Annotated in this window: 10 protein-coding genes; 5 read left to right on the top strand and 5 right to left on the bottom strand. The window is 68.3% G+C overall.

Annotated features, from left to right (window positions below):
* The 3 genes from rpoD to QZ500_RS00015 all read right to left on the bottom strand — a co-directional run.
* A partial coding sequence (rpoD, locus tag QZ500_RS00005) for an RNA polymerase sigma factor RpoD (RefSeq protein ID WP_295849334.1) occupies nucleotides 1-1,950 on the bottom strand: 1,950 nt, incomplete at its 3' end.
* A 297-nt stretch (nucleotides 1,951-2,247) separates the two neighbouring features.
* Nucleotides 2,248-4,209 carry a DNA primase gene (gene dnaG, locus QZ500_RS00010; protein WP_295849336.1) on the bottom strand — a complete coding sequence of 654 codons (1,962 nt, stop codon included), beginning with the start codon at nucleotides 4,207-4,209 and terminating at the stop codon, nucleotides 2,248-2,250.
* Nucleotides 4,210-4,263: 54 nt separating this feature from the next.
* Nucleotides 4,264-5,841, bottom strand: coding sequence for an alkaline phosphatase D family protein (locus tag QZ500_RS00015; protein WP_295849340.1), 1,578 nt, complete (start codon nucleotides 5,839-5,841; stop codon nucleotides 4,264-4,266).
* A 77-nt stretch (nucleotides 5,842-5,918) separates the two neighbouring features.
* On the opposite strand from QZ500_RS00015, the gene QZ500_RS00020 reads away from it, so the two are divergent.
* Both QZ500_RS00020 and QZ500_RS00025 read left to right on the top strand, forming a co-directional pair.
* Complete coding sequence (locus QZ500_RS00020) at nucleotides 5,919-7,346, top strand: mannose-1-phosphate guanylyltransferase/mannose-6-phosphate isomerase (RefSeq protein WP_295849342.1); 1,428 nt, start codon at nucleotides 5,919-5,921, stop codon at nucleotides 7,344-7,346.
* Between the two features lie 146 nt (nucleotides 7,347-7,492).
* Nucleotides 7,493-9,703: an EAL domain-containing protein gene (locus QZ500_RS00025; protein ID WP_295849346.1), complete on the top strand. Its 2,211-nt coding sequence runs from the start codon at nucleotides 7,493-7,495 to the stop codon at nucleotides 9,701-9,703.
* A gap of 36 nt (nucleotides 9,704-9,739) precedes the next feature.
* Here QZ500_RS00025 and QZ500_RS00030 read toward each other — a convergent pair whose 3' ends face one another.
* Nucleotides 9,740-10,729 (bottom strand): NADPH:quinone oxidoreductase family protein, encoded by a 990-nt coding sequence (locus tag QZ500_RS00030; protein WP_295849347.1) that lies wholly within the window; start codon nucleotides 10,727-10,729, stop codon nucleotides 9,740-9,742.
* A gap of 138 nt (nucleotides 10,730-10,867) precedes the next feature.
* Between QZ500_RS00030 and surE the strand changes: the two genes are divergently transcribed.
* From surE to QZ500_RS00045, 3 genes are all read left to right on the top strand, one after another.
* Nucleotides 10,868-11,683 (top strand): 5'/3'-nucleotidase SurE, encoded by an 816-nt coding sequence (surE, locus tag QZ500_RS00035; protein ID WP_295849352.1) that lies wholly within the window; start codon nucleotides 10,868-10,870, stop codon nucleotides 11,681-11,683.
* A 193-nt stretch (nucleotides 11,684-11,876) separates the two neighbouring features.
* Complete coding sequence (locus tag QZ500_RS00040) at nucleotides 11,877-12,554, top strand: protein-L-isoaspartate(D-aspartate) O-methyltransferase (protein WP_295849448.1); 678 nt, start codon at nucleotides 11,877-11,879, stop codon at nucleotides 12,552-12,554.
* 49 nt (nucleotides 12,555-12,603) lie between these two features.
* Nucleotides 12,604-13,449 carry a peptidoglycan DD-metalloendopeptidase family protein gene (locus QZ500_RS00045; protein WP_295849356.1) on the top strand — a complete coding sequence of 282 codons (846 nt, stop codon included), beginning with the start codon at nucleotides 12,604-12,606 and terminating at the stop codon, nucleotides 13,447-13,449.
* 37 nt (nucleotides 13,450-13,486) lie between these two features.
* On the opposite strand, the gene QZ500_RS00050 is transcribed toward QZ500_RS00045, so the two are convergent.
* Nucleotides 13,487-16,102, bottom strand: coding sequence for a chemotaxis protein CheW (locus tag QZ500_RS00050; RefSeq protein WP_295849358.1), 2,616 nt, complete (start codon nucleotides 16,100-16,102; stop codon nucleotides 13,487-13,489).
* Between the last annotated feature and the right edge of the window lie 61 nt (nucleotides 16,103-16,163).

Here is a 16,163-nt window from a genome sequence, read left to right on the forward strand (position 1 = left end):
GAACTCCTGCAGATGCTGGCGCGAGATGCGGTTCATCTTGTTGATCGTCTCGATCATGTGCACCGGGATGCGGATGGTGCGCGCCTGGTCGGCGATCGAGCGGGTGATGGCCTGGCGGATCCACCAAGTCGCATAGGTCGAGAACTTGTAGCCGCGGCGGTATTCGAACTTGTCCACCGCCTTCATCAGGCCGATGTTGCCTTCCTGGATCAGGTCCAGGAACTGCAGGCCGCGGTTGGTGTACTTCTTGGCGATGGAGATCACGAGGCGCAGGTTGGCCTCGATCATTTCCTTCTTCGCGTCGCGCGACGAGGTCTCGCCCGCGTTCATCCGCTTGTTGATTTCCTTCAGGCGGGTGAGCGGCACCACCACCTGCGACTGCAGGTCGATCAGCTTCTGCTGCAGTTCCTGCACCGGCGGGATGTTGCGCTGCAGGATCGTGCTCCAGGGCTTGCCGGCCGAGGCCTGCTTCTCGACCCACTTCAGGTTCAGCAGGTTGGGCGGGAATTCCTTGACGAAGGTTTCCTGCGGCATGCCGCACTTGTCCACGATGATGCGGCGCAGTTCGCGCTCCTTTTTGCGCACGTCCTCGACCTGGCCGCGCACCATGTCGCACAGCTTCTCGATGGTCTTGGCGGTGAAGCGGATCGTCATCAGCTCTTCGCTGAGTTCGTGCTGGGCCGCGACATAGGCCGGCGTGCCGTAGCCTTCCTTGTCGTAGATCGCGTGGACCTGCTCGAACAGCGAACGCAGCTTGTCGAAGCGCGACAGCGCCTCGCGCTTGAGTTCTTCCAGCTTCTTGGTCAGCGCCTTGGAGCCGCCCTTGCCGTCGTCGTCGTCTTCCTCGTCGAACTCGTCGAAGTCTTCCTCGGCCACGTAGTCGTCGGCCTCGTTGGGGTTCGAGAAGCCGTCGACGATGGTCGAGATGACGACCTTGCCCTCACGGATTTCCTCGCCCATCGCCAGGATCGCGGCGATGGTGGCGGGCGATGCGGAGATCGCCTCCATCATGTCCATCAGGCCGCCTTCGATCCGCTTGGCGATCTCGATTTCGCCTTCGCGGGTCAGCAGCTCGACCGTGCCCATCTCGCGCATGTACATGCGGACCGGGTCGGTGGTGCGGCCGAATTCGCTGTCCACGGTGGAGAGTGCGGCTTCGGCGGCTTCCTCGGCCTCTTCCTCGGTCGAGGCGGTCTGGGCGGTGTTGGTGACCAGCAGCGTCTCGGCGTCGGGCGTCTGTTCGTAGACGGCCACGCCCAGGTCGTTGAGCATCGAGATCACGACCTCGAGCGTCTCGGCGTCGATCAGCTTGTCGGGCAGGTGATCGGAAATCTCGCCGTGCGTCAGGTAGCCGCGGGTCTTGCCCAGCTTGATCAGGGTCTTCAGGCGCGACCGGCGCTTGGCCATGTCCTCTTCGGACAGGACGGTCTCGTCCAGCCCGAATTCCTTCATCAGCGCGCGTTCCTTCGCCTTGCTGATCTTCATCCGCAGCGGCTTGACCTTCTCGGCCGGCGCTGCAGCGTCGCCGCCAGCCGCGGCCGGCTCGGCATCGACTTCGCCTTCCAGGTCGGACTCGATGTCCGACAGGTCGGCATCGTCGCCGGCGTCGTCCGCCTCGGCCTTCGGCTTGCGACCGCGCTTGGCGGCCGGCTTGGACTCGGCCGCGGCCTTGGCCGGCCGGCCGGGCTTCTTCTTCGGCTCGGCGGCAGCGGCTGCCGTGGTGCCGGTCGCCAGTTCGTCGACGGCGGCTGCGGTCTTCTTGGCGGTGGTCTTGGCGGAGGGCTTCGTGGCTTTGGGCTTGGCGGTCGGGGAGTCGGACACGGCGGGCACTTTCTGGGCGGCGGGGGCGGCCTTGGCCGGCGTCTTCTTGGACGCAGCGGCGGCGGTTTTCAGGACGGCCTTGGCAGGCGTGGCGGACTCGGCAGACTTCGCGGGCTTTTGAGCAGGCATGACGACCTCGGATTCAAAAAGACGACAACACAAAGAAAAGACCAGGTGCGCCACGGCGTCGGCGCGGCGGGATGCAGACATCGGACGGGTGCGCGGGTGGCACCGTCGTCATGTCTTTCAGGTGAGGAGGAATCCTCGGACGGCAAGATGTCGGGCGATCATTTGGAGTGCAGCCCTTGCGGTGGAGAAAGGCCGGTCGTGCGCGGGGCATCGGTGGGCCGGAAGTCCGGAGGTACTGCTGTCGCTCTTGCCGTCAGCAACCGTACATTATAACGACGGGCCGATTTTCAAGAGCTGTTAAGAGGTCCGGACCAGGGTTGCACGCAGTGCGAGCAGTCGCGCATGCAGCGCCTTGTAGCGCTGCAGGGCGGCAGGATCCGCGCCGGCGTCGGCGATCGCCATGCGCTCCTGCTCCTCGATCTGCTCGATCTGCATGCGCGTCAGCAGGCCGCGCAGCTCCCGGGCATCGGCCTCGCCCTCGGCATGCGGGCCCGACAGCACCCGCGTCGCGAGGTCCTCGGCCTCGTGGCCACGCAGGCCTTCACGCAGCGCAGCCCACGGCTGGGCGCCGTGCTCGTGCAACTGGCCTTCGAGCCACAGGAACAGCGCGCCGTGCGGCGCGGGCAGGGCGCATAGCATCTCGCGCTCCTCGTGGGACAGGGAGTCGAGCGCCTCGACATGCAGCAGCAGCAGCCGCGCCGCATGGTCGGCGCGGGTCACCGGCGGCAGGCGGTGGCTGCTTCCGCCGCTGCGCGGACCGCGGCGGGTGCTGCCGTAGTGGTCGTCGCGCCCGCCGTCGCCGAAACCGCGGTTCCAGCTCGGCTCATGGCTGTGCCAGCCATCGTCTTCGGTATCGCCGCCGGTCTGCGGTGCCTCCCGGCTGCGCCGGCCGGACGGGGATGCGCTGTCCCGTCCTGCCCGCGGCCGGCGCTCCTGCGCAGCCGCACTGGTCCACAGCTCCGTCAGTTCGCGCGCGTCGAGCTGCACCTGCGCCGCGATCTCGCCGACGAGCTGTCGACGGAGCGCGCCGTCGGGCAGCAGATTCCACAGCGGCCGGGCCTGGCTTGCCATGCGGGCCCGTCCTTCAGCGGTATCCAGGTCGCAGCCGTCGCGCGCCGCTTCCAGCAGGAAGCGGCTAAGCGGCAGGGCATCCGCCACGTACTGTGCGAAGGCGTCGCGGCCGTGTGCCCGCACGAAGCTGTCAGGGTCGTGCTCCTGCGGCAGGAACAGGAACTTGACCGCGCGAATATCGGTCGCGAAGGGCAGGGCGGCGTCCAGCGCCTTGCGGGCCGCCCGGCGGCCGGCGGCGTCACCGTCGAAACTGAAGACGATCGTGTCGGTGAAGCGGAACAGCTTCTGCACGTGGTCCGCGGTGCATGCGGTGCCGAGCGTCGCCACCGCGTTCGGAAAACCGAGCTGGGCAAGGGCCACCACATCCATGTAGCCCTCGGTCACGAGGGCATGGCCGCTGTCGCGGAGGGCGGCACGCGCCTCGAACAGCCCATACAGCTCCCGGCCCTTGCTGAACACGGGGGTTTCAGGCGAATTGAGGTACTTGGGCTTCTCGTCGCCCAGCACCCGGCCGCCGAAGCCGATGCATTCGCCCTTCACGTTGCGGATCGGGAACATCACCCGGTCGCGAAAGCGGTCGTAGCGCTTGCGTTCGGACTCGGGCGTATGGCCGTCGTCCTCGCCGGCGATCACCAAGCCGCTTTCGACCAGCAGCGGATCGTCGTAGGCCGGGAACACGCTCGCCAGCGCACGCCACCCTTCAGGCGCATAGCCCAGGCCGAAGCGTTTCGCGATGTCGCCCGACAGACCGCGGCCCTTGAGGTATTCCACGGCCCGAGGAGAACTCTTAAGGTGGCGGCGATAGGCCTCGCCGGCCTTGTCCAGCACGTCGTGCAGCGTGACCTGCTTCTGCCGCTGAGCGGCGGCGCGCGCCCGGTCTTCGGCCGAGGCATTGTCCTCGGGAACCTGCATGCCGTTCTGCTGCGCCAGATCGTGCACCGCTTCTACGAAGGTGGCACCTGTATAGGCCGTCAGGAATTTGATCGCATCGCCGCTCGCCCCGCATCCGAAGCAGTGATAGAACTGCTTGGCAGGGCTGACCGAGAAGGAAGGCGATTTCTCGTCGTGGAAGGGACACAACCCCATGAAGTTGGCGCCGCCCTTCTTCAGCTGCACATGCTTGCCGACCACGTCCACCACGTCGGTGCGGGCCAGCAGTTCCTGGATGAATGATTGGGGGATGGCCACGATGGATTATCGGGTCCTACCTGGTACACACTAGGTTCAATGCGGACATGGCACTCACGAGATGGGCGTCGCTCCTGGAATGCCGTCGTCCACCCTGAACCGGGCGAGGTTCGTGATGTCGCTGTCCGCCTGCCTGGCATCGTCTACCACGCGGAGCGTGGTGTCCCATCGCGCCGGCGTTACCTCCACCCAACCGTAGCCCCGCTTTTCACTGATGGCCAAATGGATGTGCAGGTTGCGGCGGACCAGCGCATCGAGCCGTTCCTGCGAAGCTCCCGAGAGCGACGTGATGGACGTCCCGCAGAACTCGGTCGCCACCCGGGGGCCGGTGGCATGGGCGACGTCGGCATGCACGTCGCAGACGAAGTTCTGGTGGATGTCGCCGCCGATGAAAACCGTGTTCGCCGGCTGGTTGCGCTGCAGCGACGCGAGCAGACGGTCGCGCCCGGCCGGGTATCCGTCCCAGCCGTCGGTCGGCACAGGGCCACCATCCGCTCCGTAGTTCCGCGACGAGAACAGGGTCTGCTGGGCGATCACGCTCCATCGGGTGCGGCCGCCCGCGGCATCCGCTTGCAGGCCGGCATCGAGCCATTGCTCCTGGCCGGTGCCCAGCAGGGTGCGTGTCGGATCACTCAACGCTGCGCAGGCGTCGGCGCGCACGGCGCCGCTGCTGCTCTTGCGCATGTCGCGGCAGGCCTGCACATCCCGGTACTGCCGGGTGTCGAGTAGGTGAAACTGCGCCAGCCGGCCGAAGGCGTAGCGACTGTGGACGCGAACGCCATCGGGCTGACCCAGGCCCGCCAATCCGCGGACTAGGGCGGACGTGCGCAACGGCATGTTTTCGTAGAACGCCTGGTAGGCCGCGCTGCGCTGCATGAGGAACGCCCCCGGCGTTTCTGCCTGGCCGACGTCGCCGGCGTAGTCGTTCTGGACTTCGTGGTCGTCCCAGGTCGCGATCCAGGGACAGGCGCGGTGCGCGCGCTGGAGATCCGGGTCGCTCTTGTAGAGCGCGTAGCGGTCCCGGTAGTCGGCGAGCGTCGTGGCGTAGTGCAGCGTATGGCTGCGCACAATGCTGGGGTCGGGCTTGCGAGGGCTGGCGTATTCGTAGATGTAGTCGCCGAGGAACACCACCAGGTCGGGATGCTCGTCGGCCACATGCCGCCACGCCGCGTAGTAGCCGTGCTCCCAGCGCTGGCAGGATGCGAAAGCGAATCGCAGCCGTGCCGCCATCACGTCCGGCGCGGGGAACGTGCGGGTGCGGCCGACCGGGCTCGTCGCGTCGCCCAGGTGGAAGCGGTAGAAATACCACCGATCCGCGGCAAGGCCGCCGGCCTCCACATGCACGGCATGGCCGAGCGCGGGGACGGCTGCGGCCACGCCGGCACGGACGATCCGTCGGAACTGGACATCGTCGGCGATTTCCCAGCGGACGGCGGCGGTAGCGTCCGGGCTGGGCAGCGATACGTTCGCCACACGGGTCCACAACACGACACTGCGATCGTCCGGCGCACCGCTGGCGACTCCGCAGGCGAACGGGTCGGCGCGCAGCGATGCGGCCGACCGGGCCCAGCGGACCGGCAGGCTCCCGGTGGCAGCGGCAAAGGCCAGGCGGAGCAGGAGGCGTCGGTCCATCGTCCGATTGTCTGCCAGCGCGCGGTCGATAATCGGCGCGCTTCCTCACTCCTGCGCGGCCTGGCCGCCCCTCTCGCATGGCACACGTTCTGGTTCCGGTCATCCTGTCGGGCGGCAGTGGCAGCCGGCTCTGGCCGCTGTCGCGGGCGCAGCATCCCAAGCAGTTCCTGGGAGTGACCGAAACCCGCACCCTTTTCCAGTTGACGCTGGACCGTCTGCACGGACTGACCGGGGCGGAGGTGGCGGCGCCGATCGTCGTCGGGAACGAGGCCCATCGTTTCATCCTGGCGGAACAGGCCCGTGCGGCAGGGGTCGTCCCGGGCGCGTTGCTTTTGGAACCTGCTGGCCGTAATACCGCCGCAGCCATCGGCGCCGCGGCCGCCGCGGCTCTGCGCGACGGCGCCGACCCGCTGCTGCTGGTGCTCGCCGCCGATCATGTGATCGCCGATGTCGCCGCCTTCCACCGGGCAATCGCTGCCGGCGTGCCCGCGGCGGAGCAGGGGGCGCTGGTCACGTTCGGCATCGTGCCGACGGCGCCGGAAACCGGTTATGGCTATTTACGCGTCGCCGGACGGGCGGTCGAAGGAAAGCCTTCGCAGGTCGAAGCTTTCGTGGAGAAGCCTGACCTCGCTACCGCCCGACGGTACCTGGCCGAGGGTCGGTATCTCTGGAACAGCGGCATGTTCCTGTTCCGCGCGTCGGCGATCCTGGCGGAATTGGAGCGCTTCCGGCCCGCGATCGCTGCGGCCGCCCGGGCGGCGGTCGAGTACGCGAAGGCCGACCTGGATTTCCTGCGGCTCGATGCCGACGCTTTCGCTGCGTCGCCGTCGGAGTCGATCGACTACGCCGTCATGGAGCATTCGGACCGGGTCCAGGTGGTGCCGCTCGACGCCGGCTGGAGCGATGTCGGTGCATGGAATTCGGTCTGGCAGGTCGCTCCTCGCGACGCCGACGGCAATGTGCTGCGCGGCGACGTGATCGCCCAGGGCGCGCAGGGCAACTACGTCCATGCCGAGCACCGGCTGGTGTCGGTGGTCGGGGTCGAGAACCTGGTGGTCGTTGAGACGGCGGATGCGGTGCTGGTCGCCGCCAAGGACCGGGTGCAGGACGTGAAGAAGGTGGTCGACCGGCTGTCGGCCGACGGCCGGAGCGAGGCAGTCGTACATAGGAAGGTCTACCGCCCCTGGGGCACCTACGACGCGATCGACCGGGCGGAGCGCTACCAGGTCAAGCGCATCACGGTGCGCCCCGGGCAGAAGCTGTCGGTGCAGATGCACCACCACCGCTCCGAGCACTGGATCGTGGTGTCGGGCACTGCGAAGGTCCGCCTGGGCGACCAGGACATTCTGTTGACGGAGAACCAGTCGACCTACATCCCAGTCGGCGTGGTGCATTCGCTCGAAAATCCGGGCCGTATTCCGCTGGAGTTGATCGAGGTGCAGTCAGGGTCCTACCTGGAAGAGGACGACATCGTCCGGTTCGACGATGCCTACGGCCGCACCTGAGATTCGCTAAACACAGGACTTCGAGAGCGTTGCAACGAAGTGTGACTTCTATAATTCGTCACGCTCTTCAATCCTTTGCATCCCCGTGCGGAAACTCTTGGAAATCCCCGACGCGACGCCGTCTGCGGGACAAGAATGCTGCTGACATGAGCCCTTCCTGGCCCCTGCGCGATGCGTTGGCTCCTAGCGACATTCTGGGTCGTCCTGGTGACTCCGAAGCGCGCACCCTGCGGAGCCTGTCGGATACCTCGGGCGCCGGTCCTTCCGTCGCCCCTCCGCTGCCCGCGATCGTCAGCGGCCTGCACTCCCTGGTTGCCGATCTGCGTCGGCAACTGGCACAGCGGGACGACCTGCTGGAAACGGTGCTCGCGCATGTACCCGATCAGGTCTATCTGACCGATGGTGACGGCGAATGGCTCGCCGCCGGTCCCGCCGCGGTCGGGGCCTTGCGCGTGACGGGCCATACGCCCTCGAACGACGACTCGGCAGTTTCGGCGATTGAGGCCTCTGCGCGGTTCGTCGAAGCAGTATGGCGCGACGGACATCTGCTGCGTTGCGAGGAGACTGTCCACGATGCGGTGCGCGGCCCGCGCGTGCACGAGGTGACGTGCGTGCCTCGATTCGATGCGTCGGGCGGCCGGCAACACATGCTGGTGATGCGGCGCGACGTCACCGCGCTCCGCAGTGCCGATGCCCGCTTGCAACTGGCCGGCCGGGTGCTCGACCAGAGCACCGACGGCATCCTGGTCGCCGATGCCGAGCATCGCGTGGTGATGGTGAACGCCGCCTTCTGTGCGATCACCGGTCATACCCAGGCCGAGGCGCTCGCGCAGGACCCGATGGCACTGACGGCCGGCCAGCAGGACGAGGCGCTGAACCGCGCCATCTGGGAATTGCTGGAGAGCCAGGACCAGTGGAGCGGGGAGGTCTGGAACCGCCGCAGCGACGGCCAGGTGTTCCCGCAGCGCCTCAGCCTGTCGGTGCTGCGCGCCGAAGGTTCCGGTGCGATCACCCACTACATCGCGGCGCTGTCGGACCTGAGTTCCAGCAAGGCGGCGGAGGAACGGATCGCGACCTTGTCTACGCTGGACCCGGTTACCGGTCTGGCGAACCGTCACCAGGTATCGCTGCACACGTCCACCGAACTTGCCCGCGCCCGGTCCCAGGACGAGCAGGCGGCCGTCATGGTGGTGGACGTGGACAACTTCAAGGTGCTCAACGACTCGCTCGGCCATGGCGCGGGAGATCAGCTTCTGCGCACCGTGGGCGATCGGCTGCGCCTGGCGGCCGGCCCGCATGCAGTGGTCGGGCGGCTCGGCGGCGACGAGTTCCTGGTGATGCTGCCGGGCCTGCGCCATACCGCCGAAGCCGCGCACGGGGCGCGCAACCTGATGCGCGCGGTCAGCGAGCCGGTCGTGCTGGCGGGCATGCCGATCAACGTGTCGATCTCGATCGGCATCGCGCTGTTCCCGGCCGACGGCGAGGATTTCGACACGCTGTTCGGCCGTGCCGACAGCGCTTTGCACGCCGCCAAGCGCGGCGGCCGAGGCGACTACGAATTCGCGATGGCGGCGATGACCGAGGCGTCGCTGGAGCGGCTGCGGCTCGAATCCGCGCTGCGCCATGCGCTGGCCACCGACGGTCTGCGGCTCGAGTACCAGCCGCTCGTCGAGCTGGCCAGCCGGCGCATCGTCGGCGTGGAGGCCCTCTGCCGCTGGGACGACCCGCAGCACGGCACGGTGCCGCCCAACGTCTTCATCCCGCTGGCCGAAGAGAGCGGCATGATCGAGACGCTCGGCGGCTGGGTGCTGCGGACCGCTGCCCGCCAGCTGCGGGCGCTGCACGACGCGGGCCACGGCCACCTGATCATGGCGGTGAATCTGTCGGCCCGGCAGTTCCAGCGGGGCGTGGTGCTGGAGCAGGTGGAAAACGCGCTGGTCGAGTCCGGCATCCCGCCGGGCCACCTGGAACTGGAGCTGACCGAAAGCGTGCTGCTGCACGACGGCGAGGCGGTCACCAGCACGCTGCGCCAGTTGCAGGCCCTGGGCGTGAAACTGTCGATCGACGACTTCGGCACCGGCTATTCCAGCTTCGCCTACCTGCGGCGCTTCAAGTTCGACAAGATCAAGATCGACCAGTCCTTCGTCCGCGACCTGATCGACGACCCGGACAACGCCGCGATCGTGCGCGGCATCATCTCGCTGGCCCGCAGCCTCGGCCTCGACGTGCTGGCCGAAGGCGTCGAGACCGAGCCGATCGCGCAGCGGCTGCGGCACCTGCACTGCACCTATGCGCAGGGCTACCACTTCGCCCGGCCGCTGCGGCCGGAGGTGCTACTTGCGCGGCTCGCCTCCTAGAGCTCGGTCGCGCAGCCGCGACCGGGCCGCTGCCGTTCAGCCCGCCGCAGCGTCGTTGACCATCACCAGTTTGCCCTTCACCTCGCGCGAGCCCATCCGGGCATATGCCTCGGGCAGGGCGGACATCGGCAGGGTGCCGTCGATCACCGGGCGGATCCGGCCTTCCGCGTACCACTGCATCAGTTCGCGGAACATCGCGGCGTTGGCCTTCGGCTCCTTCTGCACGTAGCCGCCCCAGAACACCCCGACCACCGAAGCGCCCTTCAGCAGGGGCAAATTGAAGGGCAGCGCCGGGATGGGTCCCGCCGCGAAGCCGATCACCAGGTAGCGGCCGCGCCAGGCGATCGAGCGGAAAGCCGGCTCCGCCAGGTCGCCGCCCACCGGGTCGTAGACCACGTCCGGGCCCTTGCCGCCGGTCAGGTCCTTCAGCGCCGTCCGCAGGTCCTGCGTGCCGTAGTCGATGGTGGCGTCGGCGCCGAGGCTGCTGCAGACCGCGCATTTCTCCGCGGACGACGCGGCGGCGATCACCCGCGCGCCGGCGGCCTTGGCGATCTGGATCGCCGCCGTGCCGACCCCGCCGGCCGCGCCCAGCACCAGCAGCGTCTCGCCCGGCTGCAGCTGGCCGCGGTCGATCAGGGCGTGGTGCGACGTGCCGTAGGTCATGATGAAGGCGGCCGCATCGACGTACGGGAAACCTTCCGGCAGCGGAATGCAGCGGGCCGCATCGGCGAGGACGTGCGTCGCGAAGCCGCCGGTGCCCTGCAGGCAGGCGACGCTGTCGCCGACCCGCAGATGCGTGACGCCCTCGCCGACCGCCTCCACGACGCCGGCGAATTCCGAACCGGGCACGAACGGTGTGGCCGGCTTCATCTGGTACTTGCCCTGCACGATCAGCAGATCCGGGAAATTCAGGCTCGCGGCACGGATGGCGACCCGCACCTCGCCGGCGCCGGGGGAGGGCGGCGGCAGCGACTTCCATCGCAGGTCTTCCACGCCGGTGGGGGTATCGCATATCCAGGCTTGCATGGCGTCTCTTTCGTTGTGTGTGTCGGCGCGGCGCATCATAGGAGCGGGCGGATCGGGCTTTTGTCCCTCCGGCGACCGGGTCGCCGCCCGGCTTTTTTCGGTCCGCCGCCTACAATCCGTTGCACTTCCGATTGCTCCATGAAGATCCTGATTTCCAACGACGACGGTTTCCAGGCGCCCGGCATCGTGGCGCTGCATGCGGCGCTGCAGGACCTGGCGGAGGTCGAGGTGGTGGCGCCCGAGCACAACAACAGCGCCAAGTCCAACGCGCTGACGCTGAATGCGCCGCTGTACGTGCACCGCGCATCCAACGGCTTCCGCTATATCAACGGCACGCCGGCCGACTGCATGCACATCGCCCTCACCGGGCTGCTGGGCTACCGGCCGGACTTGGTCGTCTCGGGCATCAACAACGGCGCCAACATGGGCGACGACACCATTTATTCCGGCACCGTCGGCGCCGCGATGGAGGGTTTTCTGTTCGGCATCCCGGCGATCGCTTTCTCGCAGGTCGAGAAGGGCTGGAGCGAGCTGGAGGCCGCCGCGCAGAAGGCCCGCGAGATCGTCGCGCAGCTGGTCGCCGACGCGCAGGTCGGCAGCGCGCCCTGGCTGCTGAACGTCAATATTCCCAACCGGCCGCTCGCGGCGCTGAAGCCGGTGCGGCTCTGCCGGCTCGGCCGCCGCCATGCTGCGGAGCGGGTCATCACCCAGGAAAGCCCGCGGGGCGAGACGATGTACTGGATCGGCGGCGCGGGCTTGGCGAAGGACGATGCCGAAGGCACCGACTTTCACGCGACGGCCCAGGGCCACGTCGCAATCACCCCGCTGAAGGTCGACCTGACCGACCACGACAACCTCGGTTACTGGGTCGAGACCGCGACCCGGCTGGGCGGCGCGCTGGCACCCGATGCCGACCGCGACCCCGACGAGGGCGTGATCCGGGCGCCGGCCTGACACTGCACGACCGATAGTGAAGACGCCTGGCCGTCCGTCCGATCCTGCAGGCGAGCGCGCCCGGCCGCGTTTTCCAGCACGTCTCGCGCCGGCAGGCACTGCTCCTGCGTTGCCGGAAACTCCTAAAAAGATAGCTGGTTACGCAGGCGGAGCGGGCGCTGGAGGCCAAAAACCATCGCAAAACAAGGTGCCGCTGGACCGCCCCGCCGGTCACGGGCTCGATTCGCAGGCGGTGCGGATGCGGATGGTGCAGAAGCTGGAGGCGCAGGGCATCCGGTCCGATGCCGTCCTGCAGGCGCTCGGCCGGGTCGAGCGCCACCGCTTCGTCGATTCGGGGCTCGCCAACCAGGCCTACGAGGACACCAGCCTGCCGATCGGCTGGGGCCAGACCATCTCCAAGCCCAGCGTCGTCGCCCGCATGGCCGAACTGCTGCTCGGCGCCGACATCGTGCGCCAGGGCGGCATGCCAGCGCGGGTGCTGGAGATCGGCACCGGCTGCGGCTACCAGGCCGCGCTGCTCGCACAGCTGGCACGCGAGGTCTACAGCATCGAGCGGCTGCGCGGCCTGCACGAGAAAGCCCAGGCCAACCTGCGGCCGTTCCGCATCGCCAACCTGCACCTGCTGTTCGGCGACGGCATGGCCGGCTATGCGCGCGGGGCGCCGTACGCCGGCATTATCGCGGCCGCCGGCGGGGAGGAGGTGCCGTCGGCATGGTGCGAGCAACTCGCCGTGGGCGGCCGTCTCGTGGCGCCAACGGTCATGGTGGGCGGCCGTCAGGCGCTGGTGGTGATCGACCGCTCTGCACAGGGCCTGCAGCAGACGGTGCTCGAAGACGTTCACTTTGTCCCCCTAAAATCCGGGATTGCCTGAAAAACGGCCTGATCTGGAAGGGATGCGTATGCTGGGACCGCGTGGACGGATGTGGATCGGAACGGGCGCGCTCGCCGCGGCCACCGCGATGCTGGCGGGGTGCAACACCGCGCCGGACACCCCACGCCGGGCGCCACCGGTCGAGGACCGGGGCATCGGCGCGGGTTCCTTCCCGCCGCCGTCCACCGCGACGCCGCCTTTCGCGCCGCCGGTTCGGCTGCCGGGTGCCGAGAATGCCGGCAAGCCCGGCTACTACACCGTCAAGCCCGGCGACACGGTGCGCCGCATCGGTCAGGAAACCGGCCAGAACTGGCGCGACATCATCCGCTGGAACGAGCTTGCCAATCCCGACCTGATCGAAGTCGGACAGGTGCTGCGCGTGGCACCGCCCTCAGCCCAGGTCGCGCAGACCGCACCGGCCAAGCCGACCGATCCGGCCGCCCCGTCCACCGTCACCCCGACGCCGCTGCCGCCCGCCACCCCGGCCAGCACCGTGCGTCCGATGCCGTCGGGCGGCGGGGGCGAGGAAGAGATCGCCTTCATCTGGCCGGCGTCGGGCGTGCTGATCGCGAGCTTCGACGAGGCGAAGAACAAGGGCTACGACATCGGCGGCAAGGCAGGCGACCCGGTCGTCGCCGCGGCCGATGGACGGGTGGTGTATGCCGGTGCCGGCCTGCGCGGCTACGGCAACCTGGTCATCCTGAAGCACAACAACACTTACCTGACCGCCTACGCCCACAACCAGTCGCTGCTGGTGAAGGAAGACCAGACGGTCAAGAAAGGCCAGAAGATCGCCGAGATGGGCAGCAGCGATGCCGACCGCGTCAAGCTGCACTTCGAGATCCGCCGCCAGGGCAAGCCGGTCGATCCGTCGCGCTACCTCGCCGCCCGCTGAGGCGGCGCGCGCGTCGCCGGCGCCCACCGCCTGCCGCTCAGGCGGCCAGCGCCTCCAGGTCGGCCTCGCCGGCGACCGGCGCGATGCCGTCGATCAGCCAGGCGAAGAGCCGCTCCACGTCCAGCGACTGGATCAGCAGGGCCCCGCGGTTGGCCTTGATCACCTCGGTGATCAGCATCGACTGCCCCTCCGACGCGATCGGCGTGCGGATGATCTGCCGGGGGTCGAACTGCGGCACCGCATGCAGGTCGTCCACCAGCAGTCCGAGCGTGTGGGCGCCGTGGCGCACCACCAGCACCTGGCTGTGGGGCGTGACCGCAGTGGGCGCCGCGCCCAGCAGCTGGGCCAGGTCGTAGACCCACATGAAGCGCTGGTGCATGTCGGCGCGCTGCAGTCCCAGGATGCCGATCCGGCCGGTACCGCCGCCCAGCGGGGTGGGGCGCACGTCGGAGAACGGGACCGCCTCCAGCACATGCTCCGCGCCGATCGCATACAGGCCGTCGCGGCAGAAGAAGGTGGCGAATTCGGCGGCATCGGCGGGTGCGGCTTCGTGCTCGATCTGCAGCGCCGCGCGGTCGCTCGCGGCCGAGGTGGCGCGCACCGCACCAAAGCTCTGAAACACTACGGCGATCACGTCCTCCTGGTAGCCGTCGGTGACCTTGAATTCGCGATAACCGGCCGATACGGTGCAGGCGACGATCGCGTACTGACCGTCGTGCAGGGTGATGCGGGCGGCACTCTCGCCGTGGGGCAACGCCCGAAGGTCGGCGTCGAGTTCCAGCACCGTGCCGACCGGCCGGGTGTCGTCGGTGGTCGAGAGGATGCGGCCCGCGCGGTCCACGTAGAACGCAGCGGTCTTTTCCTTGCCGTTCAGGCCGGCCGCCAGCATGTTGCGGAATTCCGGCGCTGCGTCGAACACGATGCCGATGCCGCCGACGACTTGCGACGCATCCTCCAGATCGCGCACCGCAGCGTGGTAGACATAGGTCGGCCGGCCGTCGTAGAGGGGCGTGGGCTCGAAAGGCGTGACGTGGTAGTCCTGCGCAGTGCGCAGCTGCATCACGGCCGCGAGCGTCGCCGGGTCCAGCTGGCTTCCCACCACCGGCAGGCCGCTGCCATCCGCCGCACCTAGATAGGCGGCGCCGGTGCTCGCCACCACCCGGCCGTCCCGGTCGTACACGAAGAGCCGCGTATAGACGGTGTAGAGCCGATTTATGTAGTCCAGGATGTCCGCGATCCGGCGGGTGCTGTCGGCGTCGCCCGCGGCCAGCCCGGCCCGCAGCTCGGGCGTCAGCGCCCACCAGCGGCAGTCGTCCGACCGTTCATAGAGGTTGCGGTCCAGCAGGTCCACCAGCAGGTGCGAAGTGAACGCGGCGTCGCGCAGGCTCGAGGCCAGCACCGTCTGGTACAGGTCGCGGATCGAGCGGGCGAAGAGCTCGTTGCTGCGGTTGCCGGTCTCGCTGATCTGGTCGAGCACCGTCTTGAGCTTCTGCATGTCGCCCTGCTGGCCGGCGGTCATCACCTGGCCGTTCCAGACGATGCGCTGGATCGTGCGGGCAGCGGTCATGATGTCGTGCAGCGGTGGGCAGAACGACTCGGCATGCGACAGCAAGCCTTCGGCGATCGCCGGGGCGAGGGTCGACAGCGTGTCGCCGCCGGTGCCTCGGAACGCCACGTCGATCGGGATCATCACCTGGCCCTGCCACCCGACCGGCCCCGGATAGCCCTGGTAGCCGTCCGACGCGAAGGTGCGTACCAGGTATTCGCGCCCGCCGAACACCCGGGTGCGCGGCTCGGCATCGGAGTTCACCGGCACGACCGTGCCCGGCGGTATCCACAGTTCGTCGGCCGCCGAGATCACGCGGTTGTCGCCGTCGAGCAGCAGCAGGTTCGAGCGCTCGTCGCCGGCGCGGTGGGAACCGAAGATGCCGCGCATCTCCTCCTCGAAATGAAAGCACAGGCACAGCACACCGATCACCGCGCCGGACTCGGGATGGTGCATGCGGCGCGAATAGACCAGCGCACGGTCCTTGTGCGGCCGCAGGTCGGTGCGGCGGAAGGTCTCGACGTAGGTTTCGCTCTCGAGTGTCTCGCGCACCAGGGGGTCGCTGCTGTGTTCCAGCGGTGTCGTCGGATCGATCTGCACCAGCACGTTGCCGTCGGTATCGAGCAGCAGGATCTCATCGTAGACCGTGTACTTGCTGCGGTATTCGCGCAACCGCAGCCGGGTGGCAGCGCGGTCCTCCTCGTTGGCGTCGTCGTCGCGCGCCTCGCCAGAGCGCACGACGAATTCGCACAGCAGCCGGTCGGTCGCGAGGAAGCCGACGTCGGCGGTGCGCTCGAACAGGTTGCGCACCACGATGTCGATCACGTACTGCGCCTGAGTGCCGATCCCGGCCATCACGTTGCGCACCTTTTCCTGCACCAGGCTCTGCACCAGCTCCTCCTCCAGCCGGGCGAAGCCGCTGCGGGTCGCGGCCATCGTCGGCAGGATGGTCTTGGCCTCGGTCGGGCAGTTCATCTTAGCCGACGACTCGATGATCCGCCACATCATGTTGAGCTCGTGCAGCGACTGCTCGCAGCGCGAGACGTCGCGCATGAAAGGCATGAAGGTGTCGGTGTCCAGTGCGGCATGCGGGGCGGCGGTGGGCATGGGGTCTCCTGTGTCGACGGGCGGCGGGATCGCCTGTAGGAGAAGAAGCAATTAGCGGGCC

It is taken from the genome of uncultured Xylophilus sp., from assembly GCA_913776965.1.
Lineage (GTDB): Bacteria > Pseudomonadota > Gammaproteobacteria > Burkholderiales > Burkholderiaceae_C > Xylophilus.

Coding starts and splice junctions, on each gene's coding strand:
- QZ500_RS00020 (WP_295849342.1), top strand. CDS start 5,919: ATGGCACACGTTCTGGTTCCGGTCATCCTGTCGGGCGGCAGTGGCAGC.
- QZ500_RS00030 (WP_295849347.1), bottom strand. CDS start 10,729: ATGCAAGCCTGGATATGCGATACCCCCACCGGCGTGGAAGACCTGCGA.
- QZ500_RS00050 (WP_295849358.1), bottom strand. CDS start 16,102: ATGCCCACCGCCGCCCCGCATGCCGCACTGGACACCGACACCTTCATG.
- QZ500_RS00015 (WP_295849340.1), bottom strand. CDS start 5,841: ATGGACCGACGCCTCCTGCTCCGCCTGGCCTTTGCCGCTGCCACCGGG.
- surE (WP_295849352.1), top strand. CDS start 10,868: ATGAAGATCCTGATTTCCAACGACGACGGTTTCCAGGCGCCCGGCATC.
- QZ500_RS00045 (WP_295849356.1), top strand. CDS start 12,604: ATGTGGATCGGAACGGGCGCGCTCGCCGCGGCCACCGCGATGCTGGCG.
- QZ500_RS00025 (WP_295849346.1), top strand. CDS start 7,493: ATGAGCCCTTCCTGGCCCCTGCGCGATGCGTTGGCTCCTAGCGACATT.